The 17615-nt window shown below is 46.1% G+C and carries 16 protein-coding genes; 4 read left to right on the top strand and 12 right to left on the bottom strand.

Annotated features, from left to right (window positions below):
* Window positions 1–19: 19 nt before the first annotated feature.
* Together FU659_RS06090 and FU659_RS36250 are read left to right on the top strand one after the other, a co-directional pair.
* Window positions 20–361: a CBS domain-containing protein gene (locus FU659_RS06090; RefSeq protein WP_315971278.1), complete on the top strand. Its 342-nt coding sequence runs from the start codon at window positions 20–22 to the stop codon at window positions 359–361.
* A 180-nt stretch (window positions 362–541) separates the two neighbouring features.
* The gene (locus tag FU659_RS36250; RefSeq protein WP_222708487.1) at window positions 542–646 is read left to right on the top strand and encodes a YjcZ family sporulation protein; all 105 of its coding nucleotides are present in this window, start codon (window positions 542–544) and stop codon (window positions 644–646) included.
* Window positions 647–729: 83 nt separating this feature from the next.
* Here FU659_RS36250 and FU659_RS06085 read toward each other — a convergent pair whose 3' ends face one another.
* Together FU659_RS06085 and FU659_RS06080 are read right to left on the bottom strand one after the other, a co-directional pair.
* Window positions 730–1809 (bottom strand): Gfo/Idh/MocA family protein, encoded by a 1080-nt coding sequence (locus tag FU659_RS06085; protein WP_147946735.1) that lies wholly within the window; start codon window positions 1807–1809, stop codon window positions 730–732.
* A gap of 107 nt (window positions 1810–1916) precedes the next feature.
* Complete coding sequence (locus FU659_RS06080) at window positions 1917–2888, bottom strand: 2-hydroxyacid dehydrogenase (RefSeq protein ID WP_147946734.1); 972 nt, start codon at window positions 2886–2888, stop codon at window positions 1917–1919.
* Window positions 2889–3126: 238 nt separating this feature from the next.
* On the opposite strand from FU659_RS06080, the gene FU659_RS06075 reads away from it, so the two are divergent.
* Together FU659_RS06075 and FU659_RS06070 are read left to right on the top strand one after the other, a co-directional pair.
* Window positions 3127–3480: a CidA/LrgA family protein gene (locus tag FU659_RS06075; RefSeq protein WP_147946733.1), complete on the top strand. Its 354-nt coding sequence runs from the start codon at window positions 3127–3129 to the stop codon at window positions 3478–3480.
* A complete protein-coding gene (locus FU659_RS06070; protein ID WP_147946732.1) occupies window positions 3477–4169 on the top strand; it encodes an LrgB family protein in 693 nt (230 codons plus the stop codon). Before FU659_RS06075 ends, FU659_RS06070 begins: the two co-directional genes overlap by 4 nt.
* A gap of 116 nt (window positions 4170–4285) precedes the next feature.
* Here the strand turns inward: FU659_RS06070 and FU659_RS06065 are convergent, their stop codons facing one another.
* From FU659_RS06065 to FU659_RS06020, 10 genes are all read right to left on the bottom strand, one after another.
* Entirely contained in the window at window positions 4286–5704 is a 1419-nt protein-coding gene (locus tag FU659_RS06065; protein ID WP_147946731.1) for a DUF4179 domain-containing protein, read from the bottom strand.
* Window positions 5697–6215, bottom strand: a complete 519-nt coding sequence (locus FU659_RS06060) for a sigma-70 family RNA polymerase sigma factor (protein WP_147946730.1) — start codon at window positions 6213–6215, stop codon at window positions 5697–5699. The genes FU659_RS06065 and FU659_RS06060 overlap by 8 nt, the downstream gene beginning before the upstream one ends.
* 315 nt (window positions 6216–6530) lie before the next feature.
* Window positions 6531–6755 carry a response regulator gene (locus FU659_RS06055; RefSeq protein ID WP_147946729.1) on the bottom strand — a complete coding sequence of 75 codons (225 nt, stop codon included), beginning with the start codon at window positions 6753–6755 and terminating at the stop codon, window positions 6531–6533.
* A 57-nt stretch (window positions 6756–6812) separates the two neighbouring features.
* Window positions 6813–7619: a response regulator transcription factor gene (locus FU659_RS06050; RefSeq protein WP_147946728.1), complete on the bottom strand. Its 807-nt coding sequence runs from the start codon at window positions 7617–7619 to the stop codon at window positions 6813–6815.
* Window positions 7612–9477: a cache domain-containing sensor histidine kinase gene (locus FU659_RS06045; RefSeq protein WP_147946727.1), complete on the bottom strand. Its 1866-nt coding sequence runs from the start codon at window positions 9475–9477 to the stop codon at window positions 7612–7614. The genes FU659_RS06050 and FU659_RS06045 overlap by 8 nt, the downstream gene beginning before the upstream one ends.
* A 62-nt stretch (window positions 9478–9539) precedes the next feature.
* Window positions 9540–11174 carry a sugar-binding protein gene (locus FU659_RS06040; RefSeq protein ID WP_147946726.1) on the bottom strand — a complete coding sequence of 545 codons (1635 nt, stop codon included), beginning with the start codon at window positions 11172–11174 and terminating at the stop codon, window positions 9540–9542.
* Entirely contained in the window at window positions 11135–12427 is a 1293-nt protein-coding gene (locus tag FU659_RS06035) for a hypothetical protein (protein WP_147946725.1), read from the bottom strand. The genes FU659_RS06040 and FU659_RS06035 overlap by 40 nt, the downstream gene beginning before the upstream one ends.
* Window positions 12424–14940, bottom strand: coding sequence for a glycoside hydrolase 5 family protein (locus FU659_RS06030; protein WP_147946724.1), 2517 nt, complete (start codon window positions 14938–14940; stop codon window positions 12424–12426). The genes FU659_RS06035 and FU659_RS06030 overlap by 4 nt, the downstream gene beginning before the upstream one ends.
* 88 nt (window positions 14941–15028) lie before the next feature.
* Window positions 15029–16663: an extracellular solute-binding protein gene (locus FU659_RS06025; protein ID WP_147946723.1), complete on the bottom strand. Its 1635-nt coding sequence runs from the start codon at window positions 16661–16663 to the stop codon at window positions 15029–15031.
* A 67-nt stretch (window positions 16664–16730) separates the two neighbouring features.
* Window positions 16731–17606 (bottom strand): carbohydrate ABC transporter permease, encoded by an 876-nt coding sequence (locus tag FU659_RS06020; RefSeq protein WP_147946722.1) that lies wholly within the window; start codon window positions 17604–17606, stop codon window positions 16731–16733.
* Window positions 17607–17615 lie beyond the last annotated feature (9 nt).

The raw sequence follows: 17615 nt of genomic DNA, 5'->3' as shown, positions 1-17615 counted from the left end.
TTCTCACTTCCTCACTTCCATGCAGGAAGCGTTAGAACAATTGGAACATCACTATTACACCGCCCTTCCCATCGTCGATCAGGAAGGAAAATATGTCGGCACCTTGTCGGAAGGCGATTTATTATGGAAGCTGAAAAATACGCCGGACATCGATTTTAATCACTTGGAACATCTGCCGATTAGTGAAATCAAAAAGCATATTCGGAATGAGTCCGTTTGCATACATGCTCAGATGGAAGATATGCTTGCATTAGCAGCTGACCAAAATTTTGTACCCGTGGTTGATGAAAATGGTATTTTCATAGGGATCATTCGTCGGAAAGATATCATCGAATACTACATGAGAAACATTACCGATTAAGTAAATATTTGATTATCCAACGTGCAGTCTGCCCAAACGGGACATGACTGCACGTTTCTTTATCCACCCGATCCGACAGCCAGATCGTTAATTTTTTGCTTTCCAACTTGTTTTGTCCAATCATCTTATTGAATATTAAAATACAATAAACTATCCGATTACGGAGGGGAGGGATTGCATATGGGATATGAAGTAGGTGCCGCTGGATATGGCGGTACAAATACAGCAGCTGTTTTAGTTTTGTTTGTACTTTTGGTAATCGTCTCTCTTACATTTACTTGGTAATTTGATAGTCAGAAGTTTAGAATTAACAAAGAAAAAAACGACTTTTTTACAACTTTTAATTGTAGAAAAGTCGTCTTTTGTATTTATCTAGCCCATCGTTGAGGTTTAGCTGTAAGGGTTTCGCCCGATAAAATAGCCTGTTCGATCATGAGTCCAAGATAGTGGTCTTGAGAAGCTTCTTCAAGACTATAGAAACTAGGACCACCCATCGTGTAGTCAGCCATTTTTTGCAAACAGTTAGCAATCGCAATTTCATCATCGTACAGCCTTGCGGGAGCAAACGGATTTTCGTAAATCCACCGTTCGCCGCACATAATTCCCTTCAGAAAGTATCCTTCTGCATTTTCCAATTCTCCTTTATTGATTCTCTTAAGCTCCAATTGCAGCTGTTGACAATCCTCCTGTTGAATAAGGACGCGATTATCGAATATTTCACCGCGTTCTCCTCTAACGGACAGATGATTCGAGCGAATCCAAGAACGATGCTGATCCTTTGTAAAATCATAAATACCTAGTCGATCTCCAAAATCCAACCAAGCGATATCTCGGTTGGTAGGTATCAGCTTATCTTCTGTCGGAGGACCGCCGCGCGTTGGCCCATTCAACAACTGAGTCTCAAATCGCATCGCTCTTATCTTGACTTCTTCGAAAGTCACGCCAAGCATTTTTCGCATTAGACTAATTGCGTGGTAAAACTGAGAAATAGAAACTGTTGCCTCTGTAATTTTACCTAATCTCCCAGACTGAATAAGTGCTAGACGCGCTTCTTGCGCGGGATAAAGATGATATTGCTCTGCGATTTGAATACGTGCTCCGTTCATTGTCAGCTTCTCATGAAGAAGCTCAAGCCCATGTAGATCAGATGCAGGCGGAGTTTCACCCAATGCCGGAATGCCACGTTCAGCTAATTTCAACAAATATTCAAGACTATGTGCAACGTTGACGGATACGACAACAAAATCAGGCTCCTCATTTTCCAGAAGCTGTTCAAGCGTTCGATACGTAGCAACGCCCCATTTATTCTCCATCTCTTTACCTTTGTTCTCGTCCCTTACAACCATTCCGCTAACTTGAAAACGATCAGGTAATGCCTGGGCGATACGCAGGTAATATTGCGCCCGGAAACCTGCTCCACCGATAATGCTGAATTTGACTGCCATCATAGTTCCTCCTATAGACACTATTCGTTCGGGTAAACCATTACTTTTAACTGCCGCTTTTATTGTCAATAGCCCTAGCCTCCATGTTTCATTTCATGCGTTCGGTGGGATTACGATTTCAGTTCAGGCACAATATTTAAGGGTACTTGCCCCGTAACACCGGCTACGACATTACGTGCAGCCATCATGGCCATGTCAAACCGCGTTTTCGCGGTTGCTGAGCCGATGTGGGGAAGGGTAATTACGTTTTTCATGGTAAGCAACGGGTTGTTTGTATCTACCGGTTCCTGTTCGTATACATCCAGCGCTGCTGCATAAATGAGCCGTTCTTCAAGGGCCTCAATTAAAGCCTTCTCGTCCACCAATTGACCACGTGATGCATTAATGAAAATAGCTGTTTTTTTCATCAACGTGAAATGTTCTTTGCGAATCATATGATGCGTTTCGGCAGTCAACGGCGCCATGACTAGGACAAAATCAGATTCTCGAAGCAATTGCTCCTGAGTTCGAAATTGTGCCTCAAATTTCTCTTCGACTTCCGGCTTCCGATTTCGGTTCGTATAAAGTATATTCATATCGAACCCGAATCTCGCGCGTTTCGCAATCGCCTCACCGATTCGTCCCATCCCGATAACCCCAAGTGTGGCATGATGGACATCGATGCCAAACAACGATTCGTCCGACTTTTCCCATCCACCCTGTTTAACCAAGTTGTCCAGCTCGACGGTTCGGCGCGCAGCGGCCAGCATCAAGGCTAGAACGAGATCAGCCACTGTATCGTCAAGCACATCAGGCGTATGGGTGCCGATAACGCCATATTTTTTCATTGCAGTTGTATCTAAATTATTATAACCTACGGAGATATTGCTAACGATCTTCAAATGAGATGCATGCTTCAACAGCTCTTCATCAATACGTACACCGGATTGCAGCAGCCCCTCTGCATCGGCTATTAAAAGCTTTAACTGCTCAGGGCTATGTGTTTCAGCGTCAGAGTGATCCATGATTTCGCAATGCTCCGAAATGTAACATTCTACTTCTTTAGGCAGTTTTTTTAAAATGAGAACTTTAGGCTTTTTCATCTAAGATGCCCACCTTTCTGATCATGTCGGCTTTACAATAGCATTCTCATTATATCGCCGCCCCTTATTTAATAACATATACCGCCTTGACGGCCAACATTGCCTATGTTAATCTTGGTTCCGCCAATATCTAGCCCCAAAGGCATAATCAGAACTCTGTCTATGACGATTAAATAGATAAACACAAAAAATGAACATGTAAGAAAGATGGACAACCATCCTTCTCAAAGGAGACACTATGCTAGGATTTGCCATTTTATTAGGCTTTAATTTATTGGGTATCTGGCTTCAATTTAGTCTCCATGTTCCTCTACCTGGTAATGTGATCGGCCTTATTCTTTTTACGCTTGCCTTATTTGCCAAGATCATAAAGCTTGAATGGGTAGAAACGACGGCCAACTGGCTGACTGGGCATATGATGCTTTTCTTTATCCCTTTTGTCGTAGGTACGATGGCCTTTTTCCCTTTGATTGCGGCCAATTGGTTATCGATTGGTTTCGGGGTTGTCGGAAGTTCGATTGCCGTCCTTCTTGTAACAGGTTTCGTTACAAGTAAGCTTCAGCAGAAAACGCCTAAGGAGGGTTTAGAATGAATGAGCCCGCTTGGTTAACTCACCCACTATTTGGCATTACGCTAAGTATTATTGCTTATACCTGTGCTCAGCTTATTCATCAACGCTGGCGCTGGCTTCATCCACTATTTATATGCTCAGGGTTCATTATCATCATTTTGTTTAGCTTTCATATTCCTTATGAGGCTTACAAAATTGGTGGAGATGTCCTTACTATTTTATTGGGTCCAGCAACCGTAGCACTCGGTGTTCCGTTGTATAAAAATGCCCCACTTATTAAAAAACACTTTGTGGGGATTCTGATCGCGATTATCATCGGTTCTGTTACTGGTATCGTAAGTGCTGCGGTTCTTGTCGGTCTATTGGGAGGCAGTCGCGAAATCCTATTGAGTATGCTGCCGAAATCCGTCAGTTCGCCCATCGCGATCGACATATCTCGTCATTTAGGAGGCCTGCCCGAGCTTACTGCCGTCTTGACCGTACTAACAGGACTTTTTGGCAGCATGTTTGGCAAAAAATTATTATCATGGGTCGGCCTCAAAGACAGCATTTCGTTAGGTATTGCCATCGGCACAGCCGCTCATGGTATCGGTACAGCCAAGCTCCTGAAAGATTCTGATATTCAAGGGAGTATGAGCGGCTTCGCCATGGGGCTAGCAGGTATTGTTACCTCTTTGTTATTCATTCCGGTTTATATTTGGTTTAATTAAAAAATGGCCACTAGCCTTTTAATCGCTGTCTTAAAAGCAAAACGGCAAGGGGTTCTGAACCCCTTGCCTCGCCTTGACTAATCTGTGCGCTTCCTCTGGCACCGCTTAACGGTGGATTACTTAATACGGATTTTATAAGGTTGCTTTATATAAGCGGGATAGTCTATCAGAGTAAGAGTGAGCGGCTGTTTATAGGCTTCATTGTCGATATAATACATCCCATGCTGTTCTCCTGATTTCGAATTGTCGATATAACTGCTGATGATTTGATGGAGATCTGCCGTCTTATAACGCTTGCCTGCAGCATCTATAAACTCCTCATCAAACAAGTTGTACATCATTGTATCCGTTTGTTCCAAGCCATTAAGCGTAAAGTCTAGTTTGGTGTACTTTTCGCTTTGCGTTCCATTGTAGAGTTTTAGCTTTCCATCCGGTGCTTGAAGCACCCGCATACCCAATGTGTCAATCTGCACGGTTAGCTGATTTTTATCGAGTGCTCGGAACCAGCTACCTTCAATGGTTAATGATTTGGGCATATTGAAAAAAGGACTCTCAAAATGATAGACAGGATGGTCTTTCATCAGACTGGCTGAAGTATTTCTCCAAACATTGCCTTTGTCATCTACCAGCTTGATATCTCCTGCTCCAAAAATTTGTTTGCTATTGTCCTTTCCATAGTCCATATAGAGCGATATGCGTAAAGGCGAAACGATAGCCTTAGCAAAGGCAACGCTCTGTCCTTCTATATGGATCGTTTGATCCATGATGTATTCGTGCTGAAGTCCGGCAAACCTTGCGCGATCAATTGGAATCGTAAGGTTAAATTCTGTCCCTTTAACGTTTACGGCCCCCGACTGAGACTTTTCCCCAACATCCCGAATCATCTCGTTAATGGTTCTCGAATCACCAGCTAACTCAGGACTGTAGAGCTGCATGCGAAATACCACTTCATCCGGCCATGAAGTTCCCTGTGACAGTTGGAAATCTGCGGTTCCGCGCTGAATTCCCGTTTCCCCAATGTTAGACTTCTCTTCCTCTTGGTTACTAAAACTCACCGAGGCTGGCAATACATGGCCTGATCTGTCTATAAGCCTCGGTCCATCAAGTCGGATAGGCTTATCACTCTTGTTCCGTGAGCGTATATCATAAAATACGACCATTCGGGAATCATCCGCAATGATTCCTTGTACAGTGAAATTAATCCCCTCATGCTCGTCAGATACGTCTACTGCTTGAACGAATTCATTATCCAGAGCCAGTTTGATTCCTTTATCCGCCGTGTGTTGAATGAGATCGACGAACTTTTCTAAACCTGGGATATCTCTGACAATTGCAGCAAATACCGGAGATACTTTGATTGTTAACAGGGAAGCAAACAAAAGCATACATGCTGCAATCACGCCTCCTAATCTTCTTCGGACTTGTTTCCGCCGGAATTCAAGCTTCGCTGATCCAATTCGAATTCCCCCCCTTATTGCCACGTCCAACTTTTCGGCTAGTTCTGCTTCCATATGCTCATCATCTGGGTTAAACATACTCACCCTCCTTGCGGAATAAGTCCCTAAGTTGATTCAATGCTTTGTGCAGCCATGTTTTCACAGTACCCTCAGGCTTTTCCAGCAGGTTGGCAATTTCGCTGAGAGTCATATCCTCATAATATTTAAGGATAATAACGTGCCGAAGCTTGGGAGCAAGCTGATCTATCGCCATATCCAAATGAATTTTATCTACCAATTCAAGTTCAACGGCAAGCTGTTCTGTTAGTTGAAATAATGGCCGTGTAACCTTTTTTCTTTTCTGTTCATCGATGCATAGACGGATGAGAATTCGTATGAACCACGTTTGAAAATACCGAGGTTCCCGCAGCTTCGACAGCTTGATGTAGGCGCGGCATGTTGCTTCCTGAATAGCCTCTAGCGCATCCGATTCATTTTTTAAATACGCAAAGGCAATGGAGTAAAGCCTCTTCTTCTGGGCGCTGACCAATATGTAAAACGCTTCATGGTCGCCGCTCTGCGCGGCAAGTACCTGCTGCTCTGTCGTCAATTCACCACCTCGTTCCTTCTTCCATTAGACTGCCGAACCCGTTAAACGGTTTTAGGCATTTTCATATTTTTTGGAAAATCGATGTCAAAAAGGATTGTAACAAAAAAAAAGCATATTGGATCTATGAAGGAATTCACAGTCAAACATGCTTTGTCTGCTATTCACTCACGAGAAGAAATCTTATATTTCCTGGGAAATGCAGCTGAAAATAAGAAATTTCTTCTTCGAATTGTTCCTTAGTCAACTTGCCAGTCAGCCAATCACGCAAAATTCCTCACGCAGTGTTGAAGAATTATAAGCTAAATTATAATTCATCTATTGCATTTGCTTTTGTTTCAAACGGACCTTTTGCAGCATATCTAGGACTTTATCTACAACATGTCTAAGCTCCTGCTTTTGCACAGGTTTAAGCAAATAATCGCATTCATCGAGTCTTACCGCTTGCTGTGCATAGGCAAATTCATCATGACCTGATATCACGATGACCATACAATTCAGATTTTGAATACGCAATCGCTCAATTAATTCAAGCCCATTCATATAAAAAAAACAACCCCTCCTTACGAGGGATCGTTGCTTACATTCATTCCATTAACTTCACAAATACTTATTGCGATAATCAGTCGGAGTTAGTCCGAATTGCTTCTTAAAGCTTTCTCGGAAATGATCCTGGTCTGTATAGCCAATCTGATCGCATATCTCATAGATTTTGATAGCAGGATCTTTCAGCAGCCGAGCAGCCTCCTCCATGCGAAGACGAATGATGGCATGATTGATCGTCGTGCCCGTCACTTCTTTGAAAAGCAAGTTCAAATATTTATCGCTGAGGCCAACCGAATCGGCCACATCTGATAGCGATAACTCCCTGTGCGTATAGACTTCTTTTATATATTGAAGCGCCTGCTCAACCAGCCTTTTCTTCTTCAAGCTGCCGGACCATTCTGCGGGAGAAAGGGACTCCAGTAAATTAGGAAGCTTTTCCTTGACGCTTTGTACAGCGAAAGCAACCCCCTGACGTTCTTCCCGTTCTTTGCGCAGCTCTTCCGTAGCCCGTGAAAGCACGGCTTCAATCTCTACCGGATCAATCGGCTTCAGCACGTAATCCAGTACTTGTAGTTTAACCGCTTGCCTCGCATGCTCAAACTCATTCAGTCCGGATAATATAAGGCAACGAATTTCCGGATTACGCGCTTTAACCGCAGCGATCAATTCCAATCCATTCATCTTCGGCATCCCAATATCGGTCAACAGCAGATCCGGTTCCTCGCGATCCATCCAAGTTAGCGCTTCTTCCCCATTCTCCACAGCGCCCAGCAGCACAATGCCTAATCTTTCCCACGGAATGGAATGAACCAATGTATCGCGGACTGTTTTCACGTCTTCTGCAATGAGCAGTTTAAACATGCGAGATCACCTCCGTCTTGAGCAAACCCTTGTGGATAAGCGGCAGTACGACTTCAACGCACGTTCCCACATCGACTTCAACATACCGCAAACCAAACATCTCCCCGCCTTGCAGTTGAATTCTTCGATGAACATTCATCGTTCCATAGCCGCCTCCACTTTGGCTCAGCTTGCCAGGAGCATCGTACACTGGAGACTGATGTAGCATAAGATTCATGCTGGTTGCATCGCTGCCTATCCCGTTATCTTCAACCCGCAGCACAAGTGTTTCCCCCACAGTTCTTGCTGATATCATGATCCGGCAATCGGACGTTCGGTTGGCAAAACCATGGATAATCGCATTCTCAGCCAGCGGCTGCAGCGTGAGATGGACGATAGTTGCGGATAAGAGATTATCCGGCACCTGTATATCCACATGCAAATCATTCATCATCATTCTTTGAATTTGAAGATACGCTTCTACCTGTTTAAGCTCACCCTCTAAGGTGATCCAGGCCTGCCCCTGATTAAGTCCATACCGGAATACATTGGCGAGAGAACGGACAATCTGGCTTGTTTCCCGATCTCCGGCCATAATGGCCCGACAGTTAATTAAATCTAACGTATTGTATAAAAAATGAGGATTGATCTGGGCATGCAACAGCTCAAGTTGAAGACGCTGCCGTTCAATTTCCTCGATGAATGACTTCTCGATTAGGCTATGCAGCGCGACAAGAATAGAAGCGAACTGTTGATTCAGCTCATCAACTTCATATATTCCTGTGTGCTGATAGGGAAGCGGTTCTTTGAATTCCACAACTTCCGGACGCTGGATAGCATTGACCAGTTTGGTGATGGGAACCGTGACCCGTACAACAATTCTTCTCAGCCAGTAACCTGCAACCAAAAGAGCAATGGCCGCTGTGGCCGCACCGATGGCCGATATTGCGAATGTATATCGGCTGAAATGGCTCTCAGGGACTACCGCCAGCAGCTTCCAGCCATTACCCAGTGTATCAAACATGACACGATGACTTTCTCCGTCTATTTTCGTTACGACCGAGCCTTTGGAGCCGGTCAAAGCACGCACATAGGGAAGCTCGCCCACTGCGTCCAGAAAAGGATGCTTCTCACTGTAAATGACCCGATTGCTTTGATCCAGCAATAGATAATATCCCTTATCGAGCGGAGCATTGTCGAATACACCCTTCATGCTGCCGATATCCGCACCGACGAGAACCGTACCTATACTTCTGCCGTCCTTGATGCTGGTCTTTTTTCTTGCTGAATAAATCATCCCATCGTTCGAGGTCTCGGTCATTTGGCCCCACCACTCCGTTTGTCGTTCTCCGCGGAGCAGATTTTGATACCAGTTTTGAAGGTAGAGATCGTCATTCTTATAAATGCCCGTCATCGTATAAAAATGATCAGCGGCCATTGCATAGAGTCCGCTCTGCGGCTCCAATGCGACCGACACCACATAGGATCTTTGACCAACTGTACCGGAGCTGAAATCGTTCAAGAGGGAAACGAGAGATAAATTTTGCAGGTTCGTCTGGAGCGTAAAGTAATCACCGACAGCTTCGTAGGTTTCTTTATACGTGCTTTCCAGCAAGTTTTCTATCGATTGATTGCTTAATATAAAAGCGGCCACATTATTCATGGTATCGAGCTGATACCCGACATTACGGTAGACGAATTTCATCGACGTTTCCGACATTTTGACCGTATGATCGTTCTGCACCCGTATCAGGATGTAACTGGCCGCCGTTGCAAAAATGGCAATAACGATAACAATCAGAGCAAAAATCGGAAAACTTAATCTGGCTAGTAGTCTTGAGCTGTCGCTCCGCTTTCGTTGACGTATCGCTATCGCCATTTGCTTTTCCCCTTCTTTCTTGGTTCGATGTTATGTCAAAAATACCGCCATTTGCAATTCCTTCAATAGGATCTCCGCTTGTTCACTAGCATTTCAACGAGTTGCTTCTCGCTGACCACTCGTCTATCCTCTGACGTAACGGGCAACCACTCATTTGACCAAAGGGAGGAAGAGGACGGAGAGGAACCGCCGCAATTCCCGCAGACTGGCTCCGCCAATTTCGTGAGCAGGGTGACGTAAGGTCCGTACTCACTCCAATTTCCGGCTGCATCACGAGCTTGAACGATGAAGGTATAGGACGTATTAGCCTTCAAGCCTGTAATAACTTTGGTTGCAGCTGTGGCGTATACGCTGTTATAGACATTACCGAGAACGGTACTAATATCGTGGCTGTACACATTGCCGCTGACAGTGGCTGACACGCTTTCGCTCCACATTATCCTATATTCCGTCACCGCCTTATTATCCTGGGCTTCCGTCCAATTCAGCGTGACACGATCGCTTCCCAATTCGGATGCCATCACTTTGGCATTTGATGGCCAAATTGGCGGCTCGTTATCAACAGTCGGCATGTAATCAATAAACAGAAACGAGTCATACAAGGCCGTATTCTTCGAATCCGCTGTCCCTTGCGTCCACTGTATAAAATCATCCCGCCCGTTCTGGAGATCTGCGTCGTTAACAGCGACGTTTAACCCAATTTTACCATAAAGCTCTGGTTTCAGGTCTTTAACATAGGAACCTGGAATCAGAAATTCATAAATCGTTCGTCCTGCCGCCTCATCCCTAACCGCTTGAAACGGTGTTTGTCCACTCACATCTCCGTTCGGATTCGGCTGTGCCGAGTAAAAAATATTAACAAGCAGCGTTCCGTCATCAGCAAGAGCGAAGCCCCATTCTGTATCGTCCATCCCATAGGGAGACTCCCGGTTGTTCAGAGGGTCTAAGCTGACTTGAACGGAATCGTTCTTCCACATGTTGGCGGCATTCTCAGACTGCTTATGGATATCATCCTGAACGGAAACTGCAAAATAAATCCCCTCTGACGCCCATTTGGCATACGCTATAGCCTCCAGATTGACAGGATCGCGATAGCCGCTCGAATGCTGGGCTTTGCTGCGAAGATGGAAAGGAAACGCGTCCTGCCAATCGCTCAGGTCACCATCTATCGTCAATCCTTTCGCCTTCTGTACAAGGTTGAATTCGACCGGCAGGACAGGGTCGTTGTAAATAACCTTGTTGCTAGCTGTCTCTTCGACTTGCATATCAACCGTATACTCATTGAAGGGAATCGGATTGTGGTACGTCCATCGGAAGTCCAATTGAACACGGTCGCCTTTCTTTAAATCACTGAAGGCGTCCGAGGTAACCGGCTGCAGCAAGGCTCCGTCCGGACCTTTAACGATCACCTTGCCCGTCTTCGAAAATGACGAGGTTCCCGACAATTGTACGGATAAGATATCGAGTTCTTCAATCGTTTTCTTCACGGGAACGAGTTTAACATCAAGACCGTCTTCCACCGTCAATTGTACCTTCTTCGTGTCAAAAATGGCCCCGTTATACAAAATATCAAAGATGATATCATAACGGTCCTTGCGCGTATTTTCCGGCACCAGCACGGAATAAGGCAGATCAATCGAGCCCTGCGCAGGAATGGTCACAATCGCCGTTGCAGGAGCAGTTTGGGAGGACTCCACCCATTAGGCACCTTCAATTTTACCTGTACCTGTTGAGCAACCTCGGTATTGTTGACAAGCGAAAGGGTGAGCGTATTCGCGTAACCGGCTTCTCCGTTCGCCTGAGTTGGCACGACATTGGCTAATACACCGATGAATGTTGCCGACTCTGACTCAACGATCGCTGACGCCGCGTGCGCAAACTCCCGCCCCAACAAGTTGTAGGTGTAGCTTTCCGCGTAGCTGCCTCTTGCTTTAGAAGCCTCTGCCAGCCTGCCATATCTGTTCGTGCGAAGCACCGCAGCTGTAGAGATCGGCATGACGCTGTAATCTCCCTTTTTGACGTTAAAGGAAGTTGTTAAGGCTTGAACAGCAGATGCATAATCCAGATTATTGGCGCTTAAGCCTCCCAGCGCGTAGGACAGCGCCACGGAAGCACTCTCCGCCATGTTGTACAGCGCCTCCAGCGCCACGTAGCCTGGAGCCCGCTCCAGGGAGCCGTTCTTCAGCTGATTGGCGATTTGCACCATTATCGTGTATATGTCCTTGATTCCCTGCTCCAAGCCTGCAGCCTGATTTACACTTCCCGCAGCTGCTTCCAGCTGCGTTTCGATGCGGTTAAGCTCTGCCAAATCAGCTTCGATTTGCGCAGTGTTTTGTGGTGTCTTCAAAGCGTTAAGTTTGCTGGCTGCTGACTGCTGCTTGCCTTGCAGAAGTTTAGTAGCAGCTTGGAACACAAATTGGGGCGACACTCCCGTGAGATAAACAGGAGATCCAGAAACGACAAGCTGCACGCCACCGTTGGCAGTCGTTACCGGCACTTCTGCACCATTGATGTCCTTGACCCTCACCTCTGCTGCGTCGAATGGCAGCGTAATCGTGCTGACAGGAGGTTTGACAGCTGGATTGTCCTTGTGGTCGACTTTTTTCCAGGCAACGAGGACCGGTTCTCCGCCATTGAGGAATACGTGGACAGCGACATCAGGGTCTGTCGTATCCCATGTTCCGATGTACCTCGCTTTATCCAGTGTTGTCATTAGCTGGTTGACGGCGCCGTATGCCAGCTTTGGCCTCCCGTCATTGTCGGTTATTCCCCAAAAAATATCATAATACCGATCATCGGTACCATCATTTTTGTAATTATAATATTCGTAAGCCTTTACTTGATCGGTCACCAAATAATTCAGGAAAGCACGAACGATATAGTCCCGTTGTATCTCTTCGGATACCGAAGGATAACCCGCTTTGGCTGTCGGCCAGCCTCCCTCGGTCAAGTAATAATCCTTCCATCCACCGTAAGCGTTACAAGCTCTTTGACGCCATCGATCACATTTTGCAGATTGCCATCGGGCATGGAGTTGTAAACGTACGGGTGATAGGAATACGCGTCGGCATAGTCGAACGACCCAGCCTCCAGCTCCTTCGGCAGAACGCTGCGCACGCTGGACGTATGATCGCCAGCAAGCAGCATCGCATTGGGATCGGCCTTTTTCATATTCAGATAGGCGACTTTTTGCAGCTGTACGAATTCGCTAGGCACATAAGGCTTAGAAAAAATCTCAGGTTCGTTAGGCATTTCCCACTGTCGAATTTGACCCTTATAACGATTGACCGTAGCAGCCACGAAGTCACCCATCGCTTTCAGAGCGGATGTGGTATTGACTGTCCCCTCTTGATAACTCGCATTTTTATCAATACCTAATACAGTAATTTGATTAAATCCGTAAGTAAATAATTTATTCAATTGCGGTTCCACCCTGCTGTAATCATAAACCGTTTTCCCAGATGCATCCTGCACATGTTTATCAACATCGTCCCATGAAATGCCTGATCGGTGGTGACGCGCTCCCAACTTGCGGGCTCCGTCAATCACATCATCATTCCAATTGAGCGCATAGTGCGTATTGAGACCAAACTTGCTTTCATTATCCAGATCGGGCTCTTTGACTGGGGCTGCCTGTTGAACGACGGCTAGTCGTATCTTTTTCGAATTGGCAGGCTGTGCCACACCGTCAACCGTAAATGCTGCCGATACCTCATAGGTGCCAATTGCACTGAGCCTTGGTGTAAAAGAGACGATTTCGGTATCCTTTGCATATTTTTCTAAATTGTACGTCTTCGTACCGGAGTCGACGACACTTTGGTCTCCATCCGCTCGGCGTACCGTGTAATCGAGCTGAAACGCATGCGCCTCCGCTCCTGCTTCAAGAGCCAGCTTGATGCCCGGCGACTCTTGCTGCGTATAAATCCCAGCATAGTTGCCAGCAGGTTGAATATCCATGACATAGGGCATCGGTAACGGCTCGATGACGAAGTCGTCAATCATGAGGTTGATGCCGCCGACTACATTCCAATGAAAATACCCTTTCTTCAGCGCCAGCGCATCCGAATCGTCTCCACTGGCGGTTTCCACTCCGTCAATGAACAGCTTGTGGGTAATACCGCTTACGCGAAGTTCATAATCATGCCACTCATCAAGCAGCGACTTGACATAATTGGCTAAATAATAATTGCCGCCGAGCGTTGTTTTCCGCATTAGAAAATATTTGGAGTTATGCGTCGCCCATTCCATCGCATTATTGTTCGCATCGTCGACAGCACGATAGCGAAAGCGCCAGGTGTTCTGTACGGCCGTGCCCATCCGTTCATATTTCGCTTTGAATTTGACGTTAAAATTGTCCGCGTTTTGGTACATAGGGAGATTCAGCTTGGCGCTGCCCGAACCATTTATGTTAAATACCTTGTTTCCGTCCGGAAGTTGAATGACCTTGGTATTTCCACCTATTTTCCAGCCTACCGGTGCTGCACCTAGAGTCTCGCTTTCAAAATTGTTCCTATAAGGGACGATTTCTCTGATGGGAACGGTAATCTCTCCCGATTCGGGGTAACGTATTATCCTGCCTTCATTGTCTTGCGCCGTCAAGAAGTATCGGATTTTGTCAAAATGGTTCGTTCCGGCAATCGTGCCCGAATATGGCCCGCTTCCCACCGCCTGAATGATCTGATCGAGCGCAACATCATCCCCGTAGGCATAATGAATCTGTGCGTTCGCAGCTGAATTCGTACCTGCAAGCGTAAAGGACAACGGTAAATCCGCATTGTAAGGAACCTCTGCCACCGGCGTGTGAATGATCGCGCTCTGAGGGATCATGGGTGAAACCATTACCTGCTTAACACTTACATTGACAGCCGGACCGATGCTTTTTAGCGAAAAACCGATCCCGCCTGCTGACAGAGTAGTGTCGGTGAAAGTCGTAACTAAAGTTTCATCAATGTAGAGCTTAAATTCACTCCCTTTGATTTTCAGTTGATAGCGATGTGTATCCGTCAAATTGAATCCGGTAATAGCAGCTCCAATATCGACAGGTGTCCCCACCTGAACATTGGTTGAAGCATTCGGATATTTCCATAGCTCAACAAACTTCGCATTTTTAAACTCCAGAAAATAGTAGCTCAAACTGGAAGAATAGCGAAATAGGAGCCTAAAGCGATCTCCCACTGCCGTAAACCCGACGTCGTAATCTGTTGAACTGTAAGAGAGTTTAGATGATTTGACTACCGCACGCTGCGGAGTCGTCGACGAAGTTGTGCCTTTGAGCTGGGCCTGTGTCCCGCTCCCTTCAATTGTAAATGCTGTGCTGCCAAACAAATCCCAATTACCCAGTCCTCCGGTAAAGCTGTCGGCAAACAGCGGAGACGGCTCCGACGCCCAGGCATAAACTGGAAACCACGGCAGCAGAAGTATGGTAAGCAGCAGCATGCTAAAGCTTCTGATCAGTTGTTTCATAAATCAATCACCTCCTGTAATGGTAAAAAGAACCCCCGCCTACTCAGGCGAACCATAATTGGCAAGGGGTTCAATTCCATGCATGTTTCTAATTGCCTGACTTCTTCTTGAAGGAGGCTTCGAGTTCAGTTAGAATTTGGGTCCCTCCTTGTGATTTCCATTTTTCTGCAAAGTCGTCGAACTTCTTAATGTCTGCTCCCATAATGATTTGCGTAAATACAGAGTCGCGCAGCGTATTCAGCTCTACGAGCTTAGCGATTTTGGTCGGAGAATCCAGGTAGTTGGAAGCATCCGTTATTTGGAACTTATTATTGATCGCAATATCCAGTGCTTTGGATTGGCGAAGCGGAAGCGACTCTAGGTAACGAGGCCAGCCTTTCAAACCAGGCGCAAACAGATAGCTTTGAATTCCTCGAAAGTTCCCGTTCTTGTCCTGCTGCGTCTTAGGGTCAAGCAGATCGGTTACCACCTTCATCTTGCCGTTCTCTATCTTGTAGTCTTCTCCCTCAATACCCCAAACGCTGAGCATTTGATTCTCAAGCGACAACGATTTTTCGATGATGGCCAGCACTTTCTTCGGATCTTTTGTCTTTGCGCTGATCGCGTTCATTTGGCCGAATGGCGCACCCGCAGGGGCCACCGCTTTGCCGTCCGCACCTACAATTGAATCCGTTAACGATAAATATTTGTACGCTTCATAGGACTGATCCGGGAGTTTCGCATCTGCGGCCAGCTTGCCGCTTTTCTTAAGCTCGTTCGTTTCAACTTGCGTATCATAATCGTTCGGCGTAGACCACCAGCCCATCCAGGAAAAGAGCTTGCCGCTATAAAGCTTCGCCCGCAGCTGCTCTTCCTTGATCGTGGCGAATTCCTTATCAATTAATCCGTCCGCGTACATTTTTTGCAAATACTGTAAGGCTTCTCTCATTTTCGGATCAATGTCGTAGTTACTAAACTTACCATCTTTTAATGTAAAATAGCCGGGAGTCACACCAAAAGCACCAAAAATATGATCAAAGGAATTGTTGGCGTATTTCTGCTGACCGATCTGAGCTGTATAGCCTCCTAAAGGAATAACATCCGGTTTCTCTGCTTTGACTTTCTTCAACAGATTGTAGTAGTCATCGAGCGTCTTGGGAACCAGAGCGCCCATGCCTTCCACATAATCCTTCCGAAGCACGAGATTCCAGCGATACCCGGCACCCGGTCCTCCTTGATAAGGAATACCGTAAATTTTACCGTTCACTTTCGCCTGCTCGAAAACTTCCTTCGGCACTTCCTTGAGAATATTCGGCGTATCCTTTTCGTTGATTAGGCTCGTAAGATCGACAAAAGCGCCTTGCTGCGCATATTTCTGGAAATCATCGGCGAAATCAATTCGGACGACATCGGGAATGTCCCCACTCGACATTTTCAGATTCAACTTCGTTTTATACTGCTGAACGTCTACCATCTCAGGAACGATTTTGATGTTAAACTTTTTTTCAACTGCTTGTTTAACGACATCTTTCGAAGGATCGTAAGGCTTGGATATATCCTGAGCTTTTAACCATTTCAGTTCATAAGGCTCTTCCGTTTTGGGCGTTGCTGAAACTGCGGTTCCCGACGGCGAAGCCGAAGGAGTAGCTGCAGGACTAGATTTGCTGCACCCCGAAACGGTTACCGTGCCAACCAGTAACGCGGCAAGCACGCTGTACGACCAATTTTTTGCTTGATTTGACATGTTGAACAGACCTCCTTGAGTTATCTTCTATATGCGCCCCAAAGGGATTGAAGCCTACAACTAAAACTTAGCCTTTTACCGAGCCAATCAGCATACCCTGTTCAAAATGCTTTTGAATGAACGGGTAAATCACGAGCATCGGTATGGCCACGATGACGATAGCCGCCATCTGGATGCCTACGGTAGGCGGCGGCGTCGAGCCTGCCGCTTCCAACAGCTCCGGCGGAAGGCTGGAACTAGCAATAATGGTGCGCAGCACAAGCTGCACAGGTGCTTTGTGCCAATCGGTCACATAAAGCATGGCATTGAAGAAATCGTTCCAATACACGACCAGATAAAGCAGACTGATGGTCGCTATGACTGGCTTGGATAGAGGCAGAACGATCTGCCACAATATCCTAAATTCCGAAGCTCCATCGATCGAGGCCGATTCCCGCAAACTCTCAGGGATACCTTCAAAAAACGATTTCATAATAATCATGTTAAATGCGCTATAGGCCATAACCAGAATAAGCACGTAACTTGTGTTGAGCAGTCCTAGTTGTTTAATCGTGATGTAGGTTGGGATCATCCCCCCCTTGAACAACATCGTGAAAACGAAGATGAGCATGATCATTCTTCTGCCCGGCAATTTTTTCTCTGCAAGCGCGTAAGCCGATGTTGTGGTGAGGAACAGCGCCAATAGGACACCGCCAACCGTATTGCGGATCGTATTGCCATAAGCGCCATAAATCAGCGATCCTTCTTGGAGTAAATACTTGTAGTATTCCAAACTGAATGAGGTTGGAAATAAGATGACACCATTTTTCTCGCTAAAAATATGGTAAGGCGTCACCGATACGGAAATAACGTACCAGAACGGAATGATAATGACTATCGTTAAAATCGTCAGAACGACATAGTTGGTGGTGACAAAAGCCGTCTCGCCTTTCGTTAGCTTCATCGCTTCTCT

The organism is Paenibacillus sp. N3.4 (genome assembly GCF_008017805.1).
Taxonomy (GTDB): Bacteria; Bacillota; Bacilli; order Paenibacillales; family NBRC-103111; genus Paenibacillus_E.
Note: the sequence above shows the minus strand (reverse complement) of the source record. Positions and strands in the feature narration are given on the sequence as shown.